This is a genomic window from Streptomyces inhibens (assembly GCF_022221585.1).
GTDB classification, from domain to species: domain Bacteria; phylum Actinomycetota; class Actinomycetes; order Streptomycetales; family Streptomycetaceae; genus Streptomyces; species Streptomyces inhibens.
The window spans coordinates 7,874,414-7,888,957 of the sequence record NZ_CP084681.1 but is presented as its reverse complement, the minus strand read 5'-3'; the positions used below and the strand labels follow the sequence as shown (position 1 = coordinate 7,888,957).

Here is a 14,544-nt window from a genome sequence, read left to right as displayed (position 1 = left end):
CTCTCTAAAACCGCATCCTTCCCCTCACGGGCCGACTACTTCATCCAGTCGTCCTCGTACTTGCGGTACGTCCCGTCGTGCGTGGCCAGGTGTACCCACTGGTCCACGTACGCCTTGAACTCGTTGTCGCCGCGGGGCAGGGCGTAGGCCTTCTCGGAGAAGGTGAACGGGTCGTCCGGGTGGACCGAGCACAGTTCGGGGTGGATCTTGGCCTGATAGCGGGTCTCGCTGGCGTCCGTCATCATCACATCCGCGCGGCCCGCGATGATCTCGTCGAAGATCGTGGTGTTGTCGGGGTGGACGGTGAGGGTGGCGCGCTTGATGTGGGCGCGGGCGAACTGCTCATTGGTGCCACCGGGGTTGACGATGACCTTGGTGCCCGGCTGGTCGATCTGCTCCAGCGTCCGGTACTTGTCCTTGTCCGCGCAGCGCACGACGGGGGTCTTGCCGTCGGTGCGGGTGGGCTCGCTGAAGTAGACGGCGCGGGCGCGCGGGAGGGTGATCGAGACCCCGCCCATGGCGATGTCACAGCGGCCGGCCGACAGGTCGCCGACGAGCTTGGCCCAGGTCGTGGCGACGTAACGAGGCTTGGCGTCCAGGCTCTTGGCGAGGTCCTCGGCCATCTGGATGTCCACGCCGCGGTAGGTGCCGGTTGCGGGATCGAGGTGGCTGAAGGGGCGGTAGTCGCCGGTGGTGCAGACCCGCAGCACACCGCGGCGGGGGACGGTGTCGAGGGCCGACGGTTTGCCGGGGGCCGAGGCCTGCTTGCCGGCCATGGAAGCGGCCGCTCGTACGGGGGCGGGGGTGTCCGAGGCCGCCGGGGCGGCGGCGGTGACGGCGAGCAGACAGGTGATGGCGGACAGCGTGGCGGCGCGCTTCATGGGGGCTCCTCTGGCTCCGGATCGGGTGGTCACGCGGCCGGCAGCGGTGAGCCGGGCACACAGCACACGGCCGCGGCATGATCACGTGATCGAAGCGCTCAGAGTGGCAGAGCCCATGGCTCCGGGTGAACCCCTTGACCGGTTGGTGGACTGCCGGAGGGTCGGGAGGCAGCACCGGGCGGAGGCGGGCGCTCAGTCCTCGTAGAGGTCCGCGGTGCCGCGCATCGCCGGGCGGTCGGGGGTGGCTTCGGCGAGGCGGGCGAGAAGGTCGGCGGCGCGCTTGGCGACGGTGTCGCGGTCGCCTTCGGAAAGCGCCGAGCCCATGCCGACGGCCACGGCGCCCGCGGCGATCCACTCCGGTGCCCCGTCGACCGTGACCCCGCCCGTCGGCAGCACCGGCACCTGCGGCAGCGCGGCACGCACCTCCTTCAGCCAGGACGGGCTGTGCCCCGAGGCGGGGAACAACTTGACCGCGTCCGCGCCGAGTTCGAGCGCCCGGACCATCTCGGTCGGCGTCGACACCCCGGGGAAGACCGGGACTCCATAGCGATGGCCGGTGCGGATGACCTCGGCGTCGAGGCTCGGCGAGACCAGGTAGCGGGCGCCCGCGTCGACCGCCATCCGGGCCGACACCGCGTCAAGGACCGTGCCCGCGCCGATGACCGCGTCGTCGCCCAGCTCACGGGTGAGAGTGGTGACCGCTTCCAGTGCGAAGGGGGTGGTCAGGGATATCTCCAGGCTGGTGATGCCGGCCGACAGCAGGGTGTCGGCGGTGGCGCTCGCCTCGTCGTACGTCGCGCTGCGGACGATGGCGAAAACACGCTGCGCCAGTGCGGCCCGGGTGATCTCCCAGCGATACACGGCAGTTCGCCGTCCTTCCTTGTCTCCTGCGCTTCGTGCCGTCTCGCCATGGTCGACGGCGGATACGGCACTTTCCGGGGCGCGCCGCGGCAGCTGACCGCACATGGTCTCTTGTCCGCCGATGCCCGCCCGCTCCTCGTTTCCACCGAAACGCTACCGGGAACCACTGACAATCCTCCCTCGGGGGGTGCGCCCCGCGCGCCCCCTCTGCCAAGAATCCGAGAAGAGCGAGGTGGGAGGGGGCGCACAACACGGCGGCGGCCGGGGTGCGTGTGCACCCCGGCCGCCGCGGGTTCATTTTCCCGGGCCTGTGGGCCCGTTGAGCCGGCGTCCTGCCGGCTTCCTCGGCCCGCCGGGACGGCGGGTCCGCTCAGAGTTCGCCTGCCGGTCTCAGCAGCTGCGGTCGACGAGATCGAACGACTTGTAGTGGTCGGCGGTGTAGTAGTCCTCGGCCTGCTGCTCGCCGGTCACGATGCGACGCGCACCGCGGTCGGGCGAGCCCGGAGTGATGACGGTGAACTCGTGGTAGTAGCCGGTGCTCTGGGAGGGGAGGATGCCTTCGCGGTTGTCGAAGACCGTCCCGTCCTTCGGATACGGGTAGGGCCCGCCCTTCGCGATCAGGTCCAGGGTGTCGTGGGCCTGGGAGGGCAGCTTGGAGTAGCAGACTTTGCCGACGTCCTTGACGTGCACGGACGTGGCGTGTGCCGTCGCGGCGTACGAGGTGGCCGCAGGGGCCGTGGCGACGGCGGGTGTGGCGGTGACCGCGGTCCCGCCGATGAGAAGGGCCGATACGAGGGCGCCGGCGGCGCCGATCCTGGTGATCCGTGGGGGGATTCTCATGCCCTCCAGAATGACGCGCGTAGACATGGCCCTGTCAATCCCAAGGGGTGGAAGTTTCCCGGGAGTTCACAAGGTCACCCCATTTGTTCAGCCGTCCCACCGATGTCCGCGAGGGGGCATGATGAGCAGGTAGATGATCACTGAATCCCCCTCACCGGAGGTTGCCCATGCAGGTCAAGGACTTCGATCACCTGGTGCTCAATGTCCAGGACATCGAGCGCGCGCTGGAGTTCTACTGCGGACCCCTCGGACTGGAGCCGGTCCGGGTGGACGAGTGGCGGGCCGGTGCGGCCCCGTTCCCGTCGGTGCGGGTCAGTCCGACCACGATCATCGATCTGATCAGCCGGCCGCGCGACGGGGCCGGCGAGTCCCGTGTGGACCACTTCTGCCTCGTCGTGGAGCCGCTGGACTGGCAGGAGGTCGTCGACTCGGGCGCCTTCACCGTGTTGGAGGGGCCGGTCGGCCGTTACGGCGCGCGTGGCGAGGCGCAGTCGATCTACGTACAGGATCCGGACGGGAACACCGTCGAGCTGCGCTGGTACCCGGAGGACGCCGGGCGGTGAGGCCCGCCGCCGATGGACAACGGCCCGCTCTCCGCACCACCGGGCGGGCCTTTTGCCTGAGAGGCAAAACTTTTGCCTGAGAGGCGAGGGCTCGCTATACCAGGCATATGACCGAGCTCCCCGACGAGCCCTCCGGCGCACCGCCGGAGGAGCTTTCCACCGTCGCGCCGCGCCTGCGTGACCTGCGGCGACGTAGTGGCCTCACGCTGGAGTCCGCGGCCCGACGGGTGGGGCTGTCGCCCGCCCATCTGTCGCGGCTGGAGACCAACCAGCGCCAGCCGTCGCTGCCGATGCTGCTGGCCCTCGCCCGTACGTACGGAACCACGGTATCCGACCTGCTCGGCGAGACGGAGCCGGAGCGGGACCCGATCGTGCGGGCCGACCGTACGGAGCCGTCCGAGGCCGGCGGCTGGACCTACTGGCCCGTGGGCGGCGCCGGGCGGGCGATGCAGGCGCTGCGGGTGCATGTGCCGCGGCGGGCGCAGGGCGATCTGGTGCGGGTGCATCCGGGCGAGGAGTGGCTGTACGTCCTGGAGGGGCGGCTGCGGCTGACGCTCGGTGCGGCGGTGCATCTGCTGGACCCGGGGGACGCGGCGCACTTCGACTCGCTCACCCCGCACCGAATCGCCGCCGCCTCACCGGGCGGGACCGACCTGTTGTTCGTGCACACGCTGCTGCAGAGCGGCGCCGCCGAGCTGTGCCTGGGCGACGACGCCGTACGCCGCGGGCTGTGAGCCCGGGCGCCGCATCGAGGGAAGGACCGTACGACGTGCCCGATCAGACCACTCCTTTGTCACCCGAGTCGCTCCCGGAGACGACGCCCGCGCGGAAGTACGTCGAGAACAAGCCACCCCGTGGGCTGTATGTGCGGGTGTTCATCTACGTCGTCGCAACGCATGTGCTGCTGGCCTTCATGAGCCTGCTGGTGATCATCGCCAAGACGCGGTGACGCCGCGCGGCGGGTGCAACGTCCATCCATCGGGTCCGAAAGTCCATTGCCCCGGCGCGGCGAGCGGGTGAAGCCTGCTGCCGCGCAGCGCACGCACCGCACGCGTCGCTGAACCTCGCTGCACCGAGGAGGACCCAAGGATGCACCGTAAGCGCACCGCGTCGGCCACCGCGCTGGCCCTGGCTCTCGCCGTGATCCCCCTGACGGGCATGGCGGGGCCGCCCGGCGCCACCGGGCCCGCGGCCCGTGATGCCACCCGGGACAGCCCCGGAACCGTTGGTTCCGGCTCCGCCGTCTCCCCCACCCCGCAATCCGTCCGCGGTCGCTCCGACCGGGTCACCGTCACCCCGTCCGTGACCGTCGTCGCCGCCCCGAAGGCCGACGCCGCGGCCCTGGCGCTCGTCGAGAAGTCGCTCAAGGACGCCGGCGCGGACCGGGTCGTACGGGCCGGGCGGGCGCCGGGCGGCAAGCAGCTGACGGTGTACGTGGACGGGGCGGGCGCGGCGCGGGCGCTGCGGGAATTGGGCGCCCGGGGCACCGACGGGCTGCCGGCCGAGGGCTACGCGCTGGCCGTCGGCGAGGGCCGGATCGCGCTGTCCGGCAAGGACGCCACCGGCACCTACTACGCCGCGCAGTCGCTGCGCCAGCTGCTGCCGCACCGCGAGCGGCCCGGGGCCCAGGTGCGCGGCACCGTCGTACGGGACTGGCCGGCCACCCCGCTGCGCGGTGTCATCGAGGGCTTCTACGGCACCCCTTGGTCGCACCGGGCCCGCCTGGACCAGCTCGACTTCTACGGCGCGCACAAGATGAACCTCTACGTCTACTCGCCGAAGGACGATGCCTACTTGCGGGAGAAGTGGCGCGACCCCTATCCCGCCGAGCAGCTCACGCAGATCAAGGAGCTGGTGGACCGGGCGCGGGCGCGGCATGTGGAGTTCACCTATGCGCTCTCGCCCGGACTGTCCGTCTGCTACAGCTCGGACGCCGACCTCAAGGCGCTGACCGGCAAGTTCCAGACCCTGTGGGACATCGGCGTACGGACGTTCGCGGTGCCGCTGGACGACATCAGCTATACGGACTGGAACTGCGCGGCCGACAAGGACAGGTTCGGGACCGGCGGCGGGGCGGCGGGTACGGCGCAGGCGCATCTCCTCAATCGCGTCAACCAGGAGTTCATCGCCAAGCATCCGGGCGCCGAGCCGCTGCAGATGGTGCCGACCGAGTACTACGACGTGAAGCCGTCGCCGTACAAGAAGGCGCTGGCCACCCAGCTGGACGGGAACGTACTGGTGGAGTGGACGGGCGTGGGCGTGATCGCGCCGACGATGACCGTCGCCCAGGCCCGGCAGGCGCGGGAGGTCTTCGGGCACCAGATCCTGACCTGGGACAACTACCCGGTCAACGACTATGTGACCAGCCGGCTGCTGCTCGGGCCGTTCAACGGCCGCGAGAAGGGACTGCCGGAGCAGCTGGCGGGCATCACCGCCAACCCGATGATCCAGCCCGCCGCGTCCAAGATCGCGCTGCACACGGTGGCCGACTATGCGTGGAACGACCGGGCCTATGACGCCCGTGCCTCCTGGGGCGCCGCGATCGAGGAGCTGGCCGGAGGTGACGCCCGTACGGCGCGGGCGCTGCGGGCCTTCGCGGACGCCAACTACTCCTCCTCGCTCAACCCGCAGCAGGCACCCGAAATCGCCGCCGCCATCGAGGAGTTCGGCAAGAACGAGGACGCGCGACGGCTCGACGCGACACTGCGCGGCCTCCAGGACTCACCGGCGGTGCTGCGCGACCGCCTGGCCGACCGGGGATTCCTCGACGACGGCGAGCCGTGGCTGGACGCGACCCACGCCTGGGGTGTCGCGGCGCGTACCGCGCTCCGGCTGATCGAGGCGACCAAGGCGGGCGACGATGCGAAGGCCTGGCAACTACGGCAGCGCATCCCGGAGTTGGTACGGAACGCCAAGTCCTTCGTCTATGTCGACATGACGGGGAAGAAGATCCCGGTGCTGGTGGCCGACGGTGTGCTGGACACCTTCATCGAGGATGCGGTGGCCGCGCATGACAGGGCGCTGGGCATCACCGGCCGCCCCAAGGGGTCGACGGATCTCTCCGTCCATCAGGACAACGCGGTCTCCCGGATGACCGATGGCGATGACGCCACGTACTTCTGGAGCGGCGCGGCACCCAAGGCCGGTTCGTACGTCGAGCTGGATCTGCACGCCGAGCGCCCGCTGGGCACCGTCACCCTGGCCATGGCCAAGAGCGGCAGCCCGGACGACTATCTGCGGCACGGCGTCCTGGAGTACTCCTCGGACCACAAGAACTGGCGGCGGCTGGCCACCTTCGACGGAAAGGCCGAGGTGAGCATCGATCCGCCGGCCGGCACCAAGGCCCGGTACCTCCGCGCCCGGGCCACCCAGGCGCAGGACAACTGGCTCGTGGTACGGGAGTTCACGGTCGCCGGTTCCGATCGGATGACGGTGGCCGGCGGCCCGCCCGCCGCGGAGGGCAGCGCGCTGCGGTCCGCGGTGGACGGCGACCCCGCGACCGCCTACCGGGCGGCGCGCGCGGCGCAGCCCGGCGAGGCGCTGGAGTGCACACCGGACACCCCCCGTACGGCACGCTCCGTGACCGTACTGCGACCCCAGGGCGCACCGGCCGGGGCGGCGAAGGTCGAGGTCCGTACGGGCGGCGCCTGGCACACGCTCGGCGCACTGTCCGGCGCCTATACGCGCCTGGCGGCGGGCGACGGCGCGATCGAGAGCGTACGACTGACATGGCGGGCCGGGTCGGCGGCACCCGAGGTCAATGAGGTGATCCTGCACTGAGAGAAACGGAGCCGCGCCGAGGGGCGCTCCGGGGGCCGGTGCCGCTGGCAGGCCTCGCCTGCAACTTCATGAGCCCGGGCAGGTTTGGACACGCTCCCGGCGCGCCGCGTCATCGTGCCCTCGGTCTCCGTGGCGCGTCCTAATCTGAGGCCCCGGCCGCAGTCCTGGCGCCCCACCCGGAGGAGACCGACCCCATGGCCCGACCCGCCCCCGACGCCCCTCGTCCGACCGCGGCCGCCGTGCTCGACGAGGCGGTCCGTGCGCTCGCCCCGGACCGTGACGCCAACCCGCTGGTCGCGCGGATCGAGGCGGGCGAGGCGCCGCGCTCGGTGTTCGCCACCTTCGCCCTCGAACAGCACCAGGTGATCACCGCCGACCGCCTCAGCTTCCAGCATCTGGCGCGGCGGGCGGACGGTGACCCGCCTGTGGCCGACTTCTTCGATCTGCTCGCCCAGGGTGAGGCGCTGGCGCTGACGCAGTTGGCCGGGCTGACCGAGGCCTGTGAGCTGACCGCGCGGGACATCACCGGCTACCGGCCGCGGCCCGGCTGCCAGGCCTACCCCTCCTACGCGGCGCGGCTCGCCCTCGGCGCCGAGCCGACCGATGTGGTGATCGCGCTGACCGCCAACTTCGCGGCCTGGGCCGGCTATTGCGCGACCGTCGAGGCCGCGATGCGCGACCACTACGGGTTTCCCGACGCGGCCTGTGAGTTCTTCGCGTTCTTCGCCGAACCGGCGCCGGCCGTCGAGGAGCATGCGCGCGCGGCGGTGCAGCACGGCCTCGAAACCGGCCAGGCGCAGCCGGCCGCGGCGCACCGCTACGGCCGCCTCCTCCAGGCGTACGAACTCATGTTCTGGAACTCCGTCGCCGACTGATCCGGTCCGGCGGCGTCGGCGGTTCGCCGGAGCCACCGGGACCGGTCTGCATCAGCCGCCCAACTCCTCGTAGCGAGCTGCCAGTTGGCGGGCACCCTGCTCGGTGAGTGAGCCGTGCAGCCGCAGCCGGGCGATGCCGCCGTCCGGGAAGATGTCGATCCGGACGTGGGTGACGGCGGGGGCGTCGTCCAGCAGGAAGCGGTGGACGGTGTCGGGCTGCAGGCGGGTACGGGGCAGGAGTTCGGTCCAGTCGCCGCTTTCGCCGTCGCGTCCGAACAGGGCGGCCCAGCCTGCCGAGTTGCCCTTGAGATAGCCGGTGTCGATCTCCACCGCGCGGATCACGGACTGCTCGGTGAGGCGGTAGCGGACCCAGTCGTTGCCGGTGCCGCGGCGGCGCCGGGTCTCCCAGCCGTCGTCCATCTTGCGGGAGCGGCCCGGCTGGATGGTGTGGGTGGGCGAGGAGTAGAAGCGGTCCGACGCATCCTCGACCTGGCCGCCGTTCTCCAGTGCGGCGACGTCGAAGGTGCCCAGCGCGGCGAGCCAGTGGGGTGCCGGGACGACCTCGCCGTGGACGCGGAGGCGGGCCACGCCTCCGTCGGGGTGCTGGTTGAGACGCAGATGGGTGAGGCGGCGCCCGGCCGTGACCACGAAGCCGTTGGCGGCGTGTCCGCCGATGACGGTGCGCGGGACGAGGGGCGTCCACAGGACGTCGTCGGCGAGGAGTTCGGCGCGCGAGGGGGAGCCCTCGACGCAGGCGCCCTCGACGCTGACGGACTGCGGGTAGTTGCCGCGGAAGTGCGCGGTGTCGACGATGATGCCGTGGATCACGCCGGGTGCGCCGAGGCGGATCAGCGCCCAGTCATGGTCCTCGTCCGTCGGGAACGGGTGCTCGCCGTCGGTGCCGCGCCGGCGGCGGGTCTCCCAGCCGTCCATGATCTTGCCCTTGTGGCCGAAGGCCTCGGGGTCGAAGTGGGCGGGCTCGGGCTTGAGAAGGTTCTCCCGCTCGGCGAAGAACTCGTCGTTGGCGGCGAGTACGCCCGCGCCGAGCCGGCGGTCCGCGAGGTCGGGGAGGTGGGTGAAGGGGAAGCCGGCCGGGCCGGGGGTGCGGTAGTCGGCGTACGGGTCGCCGCCCGCGTAGGGGCCGGCGTCGCCGGTGTAGCGGGGTATGTCGGCGGTGGTCATGCGGGGTGCGACCTTTCGAGCAGCTCGCCGGTGGGCTCGGCGAGGGTGGCGCCGTCGTTGATCTGCCGGCCGCGCAGCCAGGTGGACCGGACGACGCCGTACAGGGTCTTCCCGGCGTACGCGGTGATCTTGTTGCGGTGCTGGAGGGCCTGCGGGTCGACGGTGAAGGTCTCCTCGGGCGCGAGGACCGTGAAGTCGGCGTCCCGGCCGGGCTCGATGGCGCCCTTCTGGTCGAGGCCGACCAGCGCCGCCGGGGCGGTGGCCATCCAGCGCACGACATCGTCGAGGGAGTGGCCGCGCTCACGGGCCGCGGTCCAGATGGCGGGCAGGCCGAGCTGGAGGGAGGAGATGCCGCCCCAGGCCGCGCCGAAGTCGGCGGTCTTGAGGTCGGCGGTGGAGGGCGAGTGGTCGGAGACGATGCAGTCGATGGTGCCGTCGGCCAGCCCCTCCCACAGCGCGTCCTGGTTGGCGGCCTCGCGGATCGGCGGGCAGCACTTGAACTCCGTCGCGCCGTCCGGGATGTCCTCGGCGACCAGGGTCAGGAAGTGTGGACAGGACTCGACGGTGATCTTGACGCCCTCGCGCTTGGCGGCGGCGATCAGCGGCAGCGCGTCGCTGGAGGACAGATGCAGGACGTGCACTCGCGCGCCCAGCCGCTTGGCGAGGGCGATCAGCCCGGCGATGGCGTCGTTCTCGGAGATACGGGGGCGTGAGGCGAGGAAGTCGGCGTACTTGGGGCCGTGCGGCTCGGGTGCCGCCTCCAGGTGGCCCGGGTCCTCGGCGTGCACGATCAGCAGACCGTCGAAGCCGGCGATCTCGCCCAGGGCGGCGGCCAGTTGCTCCTGGTCGACCTCGGGGAACTCGTCCACGCCGGAGGGCGACAGAAAGCACTTGAAGCCGAAGACCCCGGCGTCGTGGAGCGGGCGCAGGTCCTTGACGTTGCCGGGGATGGCGCCGCCCCAGAAGCCGACGTCGATATGGGCCTTGCTGCGGGCGACCTCGCGCTTGGTGTCGAGGTGGGCCGCGGTGGTGGTGGGCGGGAGGCTGTTGAGCGGCATGTCCACGAGGGTGGTGATACCGCCCGCCGCGGCCGCGCGGGTGGCCGTCCAAAAGCCCTCCCACTCGGTGCGGCCGGGGTCGTTGACATGGACGTGGGTGTCGACGAGGCCGGGCAGCAGGACGTCGTCACCGAAGTCCCGGGCCCGCGCCCCGGCCGGGGCCTCGGCGTCGTGCGGGAGCACCGCGGCGATCCTGCCGTCCTTGACGGTGACGGTCGCGGCGCGCGTGCCCTGCGGGGTGACGACGCGCGTGGAGCGCAGCACCAGCTCTATTTCGGACACCCAGTCCCCTCCTCGTATCGTGTCTTCATCGTTGCCCGACGGCGCACGGGACGCACGGCCGCCCAGGGCCGGACGTCCACGGCGCGAATTCCCCATCGGAACGCTATGCGGAATTCAACAGTCTGTTGAATGAGTCTTCACTCCGGACCCCGGCCCGTCAAGACCCCTTGGCCGGCACCGGCGCGGCGATCACCCCGGGCCCCTCGGGCGTCCCGGGCTCCTCCCACACAACGACCCTGACCTGCGACGGGATGATGCCCTCGGGGATCGGACCGGCGCCCGCCGCGGCCCGGTCACGGCCGGAGACCAGGACGTAGAGCGCGCCGGAGAACGCCATTCCGAAGATCCAGGAGAACGGCGCCACCGCGTCGAAGGCCGGGACCAGGGCGAGCGCTGCGGAGACCGCGGCGGCCGGCAGGAAGGCGATCACGGCCTTGGGGTTGAAGCCCTTGCGGTAGAAGTACGCGCCCTCGGCGTCGGCCGAGAACAGCGCATCGACATCGATCCGGCCACGGCGCACCAGGTAGTAGTCGACGAGAAGGATCGCCACCAGGGGGCCGAGGAAGGCACCCAGCGCCCCCAGGAAGTACTGGATCACCAGCGCCGAGGAGTACAGCTTCCAGGGCATGACGACGATGGCCAGGACCGCGGTGATCATGCCGCCGCGCTTGAAGTCCAGATACTTGGGCGCGAGGTTGGCGAAGTCGTAGGCGGGCGAGACGAAGTTGGCGACGACATTGATGCCGATGGTGGCGACGATGAAGGCCAGCGCGCCGATGACGGTGACCACCGGGTCGTCGATCTTCTGGATCACCTTCACCGGGTCGTAGATCGCCTCACCGAAGACCGAGATGGTGCCCGCGGTGACCAGTACGGCGACCACCGCGAAGGCGGTGAAGTTCACCGGCAGCCCGATCAGATTGCCGCGCCGGTAGGAGCGGTGGTCGGGCGTGAAGCGGGCGAAGTCGGCGTAGTTGAGGACCAGGGTCAGGAAGGTGGCGACGGTCAGACTGACCGCGATCAGGCTCTGCTCGACCTGCGCGGGACCGCTGAGGCCGGTGATGCTGCGGGTCAGCGAGATATCGCCGCCGGCCTTGACGACCAGATACACCGCGAGCGCGAGCACGACGAGCCAGACCACCGGGCCGGTCGCGAAGTCCTGGACCTTGCGGATGAACTCCATCCCGCGGGTCAGCAGGACGGCCTGTAGCCCCCACATCACCATGAACGCGATCCAGCCCAGGGTGGACAGGCCCAGCACCGAGTTGTGGTTGTAGGCGTCCAGCCCGGGTGCGAGCTGCAGCGTCAGCAGGACCACCGCGGTCGAGGCCAGCCAGGTCTGGATGCCGTACCAGGCCACGGCCATGATCGCGCGCAGCAGCGCGGGGATGTTGGCGCCGTACACGCCCCAGCTGGCACGGGCGAGCACCGGATAGGGGACGCCGGTGCGGTGGCCGGCGTGGCCCATCCGGTTCATCAGGACGTAGACGATCGAGATGCCGGTCAGCAGCGAGAGAAACACCTCCCAGGCCGGCAGGCCGAGCACGAACAGGCTGGCGGCGAAGGCGTAGTTGCTGATCGCGTGGGTGTCGGACATCCACAGCGCAAAGATGCTGTACGTGCCCCATTTGCGCTCGGGGGCCGGTGCGAGGTCCTCGTTGAAGAGCCGCGGGTCCGGCTGCGGGGGCTTCGGGGGTGTGGTCACGTGTCCTCCCAGGCAGGTTGGGTGGAGCTTAGGGATCAGTTGTCAGATGCCTGATGTCTGTGCGGAAAATTCGGTGTTACATGCGGAGCCCTGAGCGCGCTCCAGGGGCAGATGTGTGCTCAGCGGCCAGCAGCCGATGGTCTTCGGGCGGGGCGGCGCGAAGCTGCGTCCCGTACTGGTGGTCAGCCCGAGGCCGACGACCGCCTCGGCGAACTTCACCGCCGCGGCGACCCCGTCCACCACGGGCAGTCCGAGCGCCGCGGCGACCTTCTCCTGGAGCCCGGCCATCCCGCCACAGCCCAGGCAGATCACCTCGGCACCGGCCCGGACCACCTCACGAGCGGTCTCGATGACCACCTCAACGGTGCGCTCCTCGTCCCGCTCCAGCTCCAGGACGCCGAGCCCGGTGCCACGGACGGCGGCGCAGCGCTGCAGCAGCCCGGCGGTCAGCAGCCGGTCCCGGATCTGCGGTACGGCCCGGTCGAGGGTGGTGACGATGCCGTAAGCGTGGCCGAGCATCATCGCCATCTGGGCGGCGCTCTCGGTGATGTCGAGTACGGGTACGTCGAGCAGCTCCTGGGCGCCCTCCCGGCCCGGCTCGCCGAAACCGGCCATGACCAGCGCGTCGAAGGGCGTATCGAGGGTGGCGAGGCGGTCCAGGACGGCCGCGGCGCTGAGACAGCCCTCGAAGTGGCCCTCGATGGACTCCGGTCCCCACCGGGGTTCGGTGGCGATGATCTCGGTGCCCGGGGCGGCGGCTGCGGTGGCGGTGGCGCGGATCGAAGCGGTCATGGAAGCCGTGGTGTTCGGGTTCATGACGAGAATGCGCATGACACTCCAGCGATTTGGAGGATTCCACAGAATGGACAGTAGGTTTCGCGTAGCAGAACGTAGCTATGGCCACTGGCACCGTCAAGAGATCGCGACCAGGACCCTCCCGGCGGCTCGCACCATGGGACAAAGAGGGCCTGACCGGCGGGAACGAGTGTGCGAGAGACCGTGTGTCAACGTAAGGGGACCGGTAGGCTGCTCCGGTCGGGCCCGGCGCCCGCAAGTCCCAGCCGAGACCGATCCGACCCGCCCCGAAAGGAACGCGCCGTGCCGCCGTCCAGCGCCAGCACCTCCGCCGCCGAAGCCAAGCCCGCAGGCGCCAGCGGCGGCGTCCAGTCCCTCGAGCGCGCCTTCGACCTGCTCGAGCGGATGGCCGACGCCGGTGGCGAGGTCGGCCTGAGCGAGCTCTCCGCCAGCAGCGGGCTGCCGCTGCCCACCATCCACCGTCTGATGCGTACGCTCGTGGCCTGCGGCTACGTCCGCCAGCAGCCCAACCGCCGCTACGCACTCGGCCCCCGCCTGATCCGGCTCGGCGAGAGCGCCTCACGACTGCTGGGCACCTGGGCCCGGCCGTTCCTGGCCCGCCTGGTCGAGGAGACCGGTGAGACCGCCAACATGGCGCTGCTCGACGGCGACGAGATCGTCTATGTCGCCCAGGTGCCGTCCCGGCACGCGGTGCGGATGTTCACCGAGGTCGGCCGCCGGGTGCTGCCGCACTCCACCGGTGTGGGCAAGGCCCTGCTGGCCAACCACCCGCCGGAGGAGGTCCGCGCGCTGCTCGGCCGTACGGGCATGCCCGCCGCGACCGAGAAGACGATCACCAACCCGGACCACTTCCTGGAGGCGCTCGCCGACGTCCGCCGGCTGGGCTACGCGGTCGACGACAACGAGCAGGAGATCGGTGTCCGCTGCCTCGCGGTGCCGGTGCCCAACTCCCCCACCTCGGCGGCGATCTCCATCTCCGGCCCGACCGGCCGCGTGACGGAGGCCTCGACCGACAAGATCGTGCCGGTGCTGCAGGACGTCGCGGCGCAGCTGTCGGTGGCGCTCGCCAACCAGACGCCGGCATAGCGGCAGCGCGGAGGCGCAGCGCGCAGTACGCCAGTGGGTCGGGGGCCGCGTACGCCTCCGGTCCGCGCGCCAGGTCCAAGCTCCGGACGCCGGGTCACGCGACCGGCCCGCGCGCCGGATGTCCGCGCCGCACCCCCGGTCACCAGCCGCGCGGCAGCTCGCCGAAGCGGTCGATGCCCTCGCGTACCTCCGTCAGCGCGGGCGACAGCGCGCTCACCGAGCCGACCGCGCCGGCGATCAGCAGCAACGAGCGGCGCAGCCGGGGCACTTCCGGCATCCCATGGCTCACCATCGCGTCCAATGCGGCCAGCTCGTCGTCGGCGACCGCCCGGTCCGGTAACTCCCCCGGAAGCACGGCCAGTTGACGGCGCAGCCGGGCCACCGCCCCGCGCAGCTCCTGGACACGTGGATCACGCTCGACCCCGGTCACTCGTCCGTCCCTCTGCAGCTGTTCCACAACGACGGCGTCCTCCAAGGCCGTGCCGTTCCACAATGCGGGACAGTTAACGCCACTCTGCGCTGATCGCGCCATACGGAGAGCGAAAAAATCGGATCACCGGGGGGATCCGGCCGCCGTCCCCGCGGGAAGCGGCAGGGGCCCGTCCGGAAGGACGG

14 protein-coding genes are annotated in these 14,544 nt (G+C 71.1%); 6 read left to right on the top strand and 8 right to left on the bottom strand.

All coding sequences use genetic code 11. From position 1 onward, the window contains the following. Positions 1-35 precede the first annotated feature (35 nt). The 3 genes from KI385_RS35355 to KI385_RS35345 all read right to left on the bottom strand — a co-directional run bounded on the left by KI385_RS35355 (position 36) and on the right by KI385_RS35345 (position 2,582). A complete protein-coding gene (locus KI385_RS35355; RefSeq protein ID WP_238576123.1) occupies positions 36-881 on the bottom strand; it encodes a transporter substrate-binding domain-containing protein in 846 nt (281 codons plus the stop codon). A 192-nt stretch (positions 882-1,073) separates the two neighbouring features. Beyond that, complete coding sequence (locus tag KI385_RS35350) at positions 1,074-1,742, bottom strand: bifunctional 4-hydroxy-2-oxoglutarate aldolase/2-dehydro-3-deoxy-phosphogluconate aldolase (protein WP_238576122.1); 669 nt, start codon at positions 1,740-1,742, stop codon at positions 1,074-1,076. A 390-nt stretch (positions 1,743-2,132) separates the two neighbouring features. After that, positions 2,133-2,582, bottom strand: a complete 450-nt coding sequence (locus KI385_RS35345; protein WP_238576121.1) for a ribonuclease — start codon at positions 2,580-2,582, stop codon at positions 2,133-2,135. A gap of 167 nt (positions 2,583-2,749) precedes the next feature. On the opposite strand from KI385_RS35345, the gene KI385_RS35340 reads away from it, so the two are divergent. From KI385_RS35340 to KI385_RS35320, 5 genes are all read left to right on the top strand, one after another. After that, positions 2,750-3,145: a VOC family protein gene (locus KI385_RS35340; protein WP_128511687.1), complete on the top strand. Its 396-nt coding sequence runs from the start codon at positions 2,750-2,752 to the stop codon at positions 3,143-3,145. 107 nt (positions 3,146-3,252) lie between these two features. Then, positions 3,253-3,879 (top strand): helix-turn-helix domain-containing protein, encoded by a 627-nt coding sequence (locus tag KI385_RS35335; protein ID WP_238576120.1) that lies wholly within the window; start codon positions 3,253-3,255, stop codon positions 3,877-3,879. 35 nt (positions 3,880-3,914) lie between these two features. After that, positions 3,915-4,094: a DUF6126 family protein gene (locus tag KI385_RS35330; RefSeq protein ID WP_238576119.1), complete on the top strand. Its 180-nt coding sequence runs from the start codon at positions 3,915-3,917 to the stop codon at positions 4,092-4,094. A 140-nt stretch (positions 4,095-4,234) separates the two neighbouring features. After that, a complete protein-coding gene (locus KI385_RS35325) occupies positions 4,235-6,925 on the top strand; it encodes a glycoside hydrolase family 84 protein (RefSeq protein ID WP_238576118.1) in 2,691 nt (896 codons plus the stop codon). Positions 6,926-7,119: 194 nt separating this feature from the next. After that, positions 7,120-7,800 (top strand): thiaminase II/PqqC family protein, encoded by a 681-nt coding sequence (locus KI385_RS35320; RefSeq protein ID WP_238576117.1) that lies wholly within the window; start codon positions 7,120-7,122, stop codon positions 7,798-7,800. Between the two features lie 51 nt (positions 7,801-7,851). On the opposite strand, the gene alc is transcribed toward KI385_RS35320, so the two are convergent. The 4 genes from alc to KI385_RS35300 all read right to left on the bottom strand — a co-directional run bounded on the left by alc (position 7,852) and on the right by KI385_RS35300 (position 12,858). Further along, positions 7,852-8,982, bottom strand: coding sequence for an allantoicase (gene alc / locus KI385_RS35315; RefSeq protein WP_238576116.1), 1,131 nt, complete (start codon positions 8,980-8,982; stop codon positions 7,852-7,854). After that, on the bottom strand, positions 8,979-10,322 hold the full coding sequence (allB, locus tag KI385_RS35310) for an allantoinase AllB (protein WP_238576115.1): 1,344 nt from the start codon (positions 10,320-10,322) through the stop codon (positions 8,979-8,981). Before allB ends, alc begins: the two co-directional genes overlap by 4 nt. Positions 10,323-10,479: 157 nt before the next feature. Next, positions 10,480-12,027 carry an NCS1 family nucleobase:cation symporter-1 gene (locus tag KI385_RS35305; protein ID WP_238576114.1) on the bottom strand — a complete coding sequence of 516 codons (1,548 nt, stop codon included), beginning with the start codon at positions 12,025-12,027 and terminating at the stop codon, positions 10,480-10,482. A 42-nt stretch (positions 12,028-12,069) separates the two neighbouring features. Next, positions 12,070-12,858: an aspartate/glutamate racemase family protein gene (locus KI385_RS35300; RefSeq protein ID WP_238576113.1), complete on the bottom strand. Its 789-nt coding sequence runs from the start codon at positions 12,856-12,858 to the stop codon at positions 12,070-12,072. A gap of 267 nt (positions 12,859-13,125) precedes the next feature. Between KI385_RS35300 and KI385_RS35295 the strand changes: the two genes are divergently transcribed. After that, complete coding sequence (locus KI385_RS35295; RefSeq protein ID WP_238576112.1) at positions 13,126-13,929, top strand: IclR family transcriptional regulator; 804 nt, start codon at positions 13,126-13,128, stop codon at positions 13,927-13,929. Positions 13,930-14,068: 139 nt separating this feature from the next. On the opposite strand, the gene KI385_RS35290 is transcribed toward KI385_RS35295, so the two are convergent. Next, positions 14,069-14,359 carry a DUF5955 family protein gene (locus tag KI385_RS35290; protein WP_238577987.1) on the bottom strand — a complete coding sequence of 97 codons (291 nt, stop codon included), beginning with the start codon at positions 14,357-14,359 and terminating at the stop codon, positions 14,069-14,071. Positions 14,360-14,544: the final 185 nt, after the last annotated feature.

What these genes read in the sequence shown, in the direction of transcription:
- KI385_RS35300 (WP_238576113.1), bottom strand. Translation starts at nt 12,858, where the DNA reads ATGCGCATTCTCGTCATGAACCCGAACACCACGGCTTCCATGACCGCT.
- alc (WP_238576116.1), bottom strand. Translation starts at nt 8,982, where the DNA reads ATGACCACCGCCGACATACCCCGCTACACCGGCGACGCCGGCCCCTAC.
- KI385_RS35320 (WP_238576117.1), top strand. Translation starts at nt 7,120, where the DNA reads ATGGCCCGACCCGCCCCCGACGCCCCTCGTCCGACCGCGGCCGCCGTG.
- KI385_RS35335 (WP_238576120.1), top strand. Translation starts at nt 3,253, where the DNA reads ATGACCGAGCTCCCCGACGAGCCCTCCGGCGCACCGCCGGAGGAGCTT.
- KI385_RS35345 (WP_238576121.1), bottom strand. Translation starts at nt 2,582, where the DNA reads ATGAGAATCCCCCCACGGATCACCAGGATCGGCGCCGCCGGCGCCCTC.
- KI385_RS35340 (WP_128511687.1), top strand. Translation starts at nt 2,750, where the DNA reads ATGCAGGTCAAGGACTTCGATCACCTGGTGCTCAATGTCCAGGACATC.
- KI385_RS35355 (WP_238576123.1), bottom strand. Translation starts at nt 881, where the DNA reads ATGAAGCGCGCCGCCACGCTGTCCGCCATCACCTGTCTGCTCGCCGTC.
- KI385_RS35325 (WP_238576118.1), top strand. Translation starts at nt 4,235, where the DNA reads ATGCACCGTAAGCGCACCGCGTCGGCCACCGCGCTGGCCCTGGCTCTC.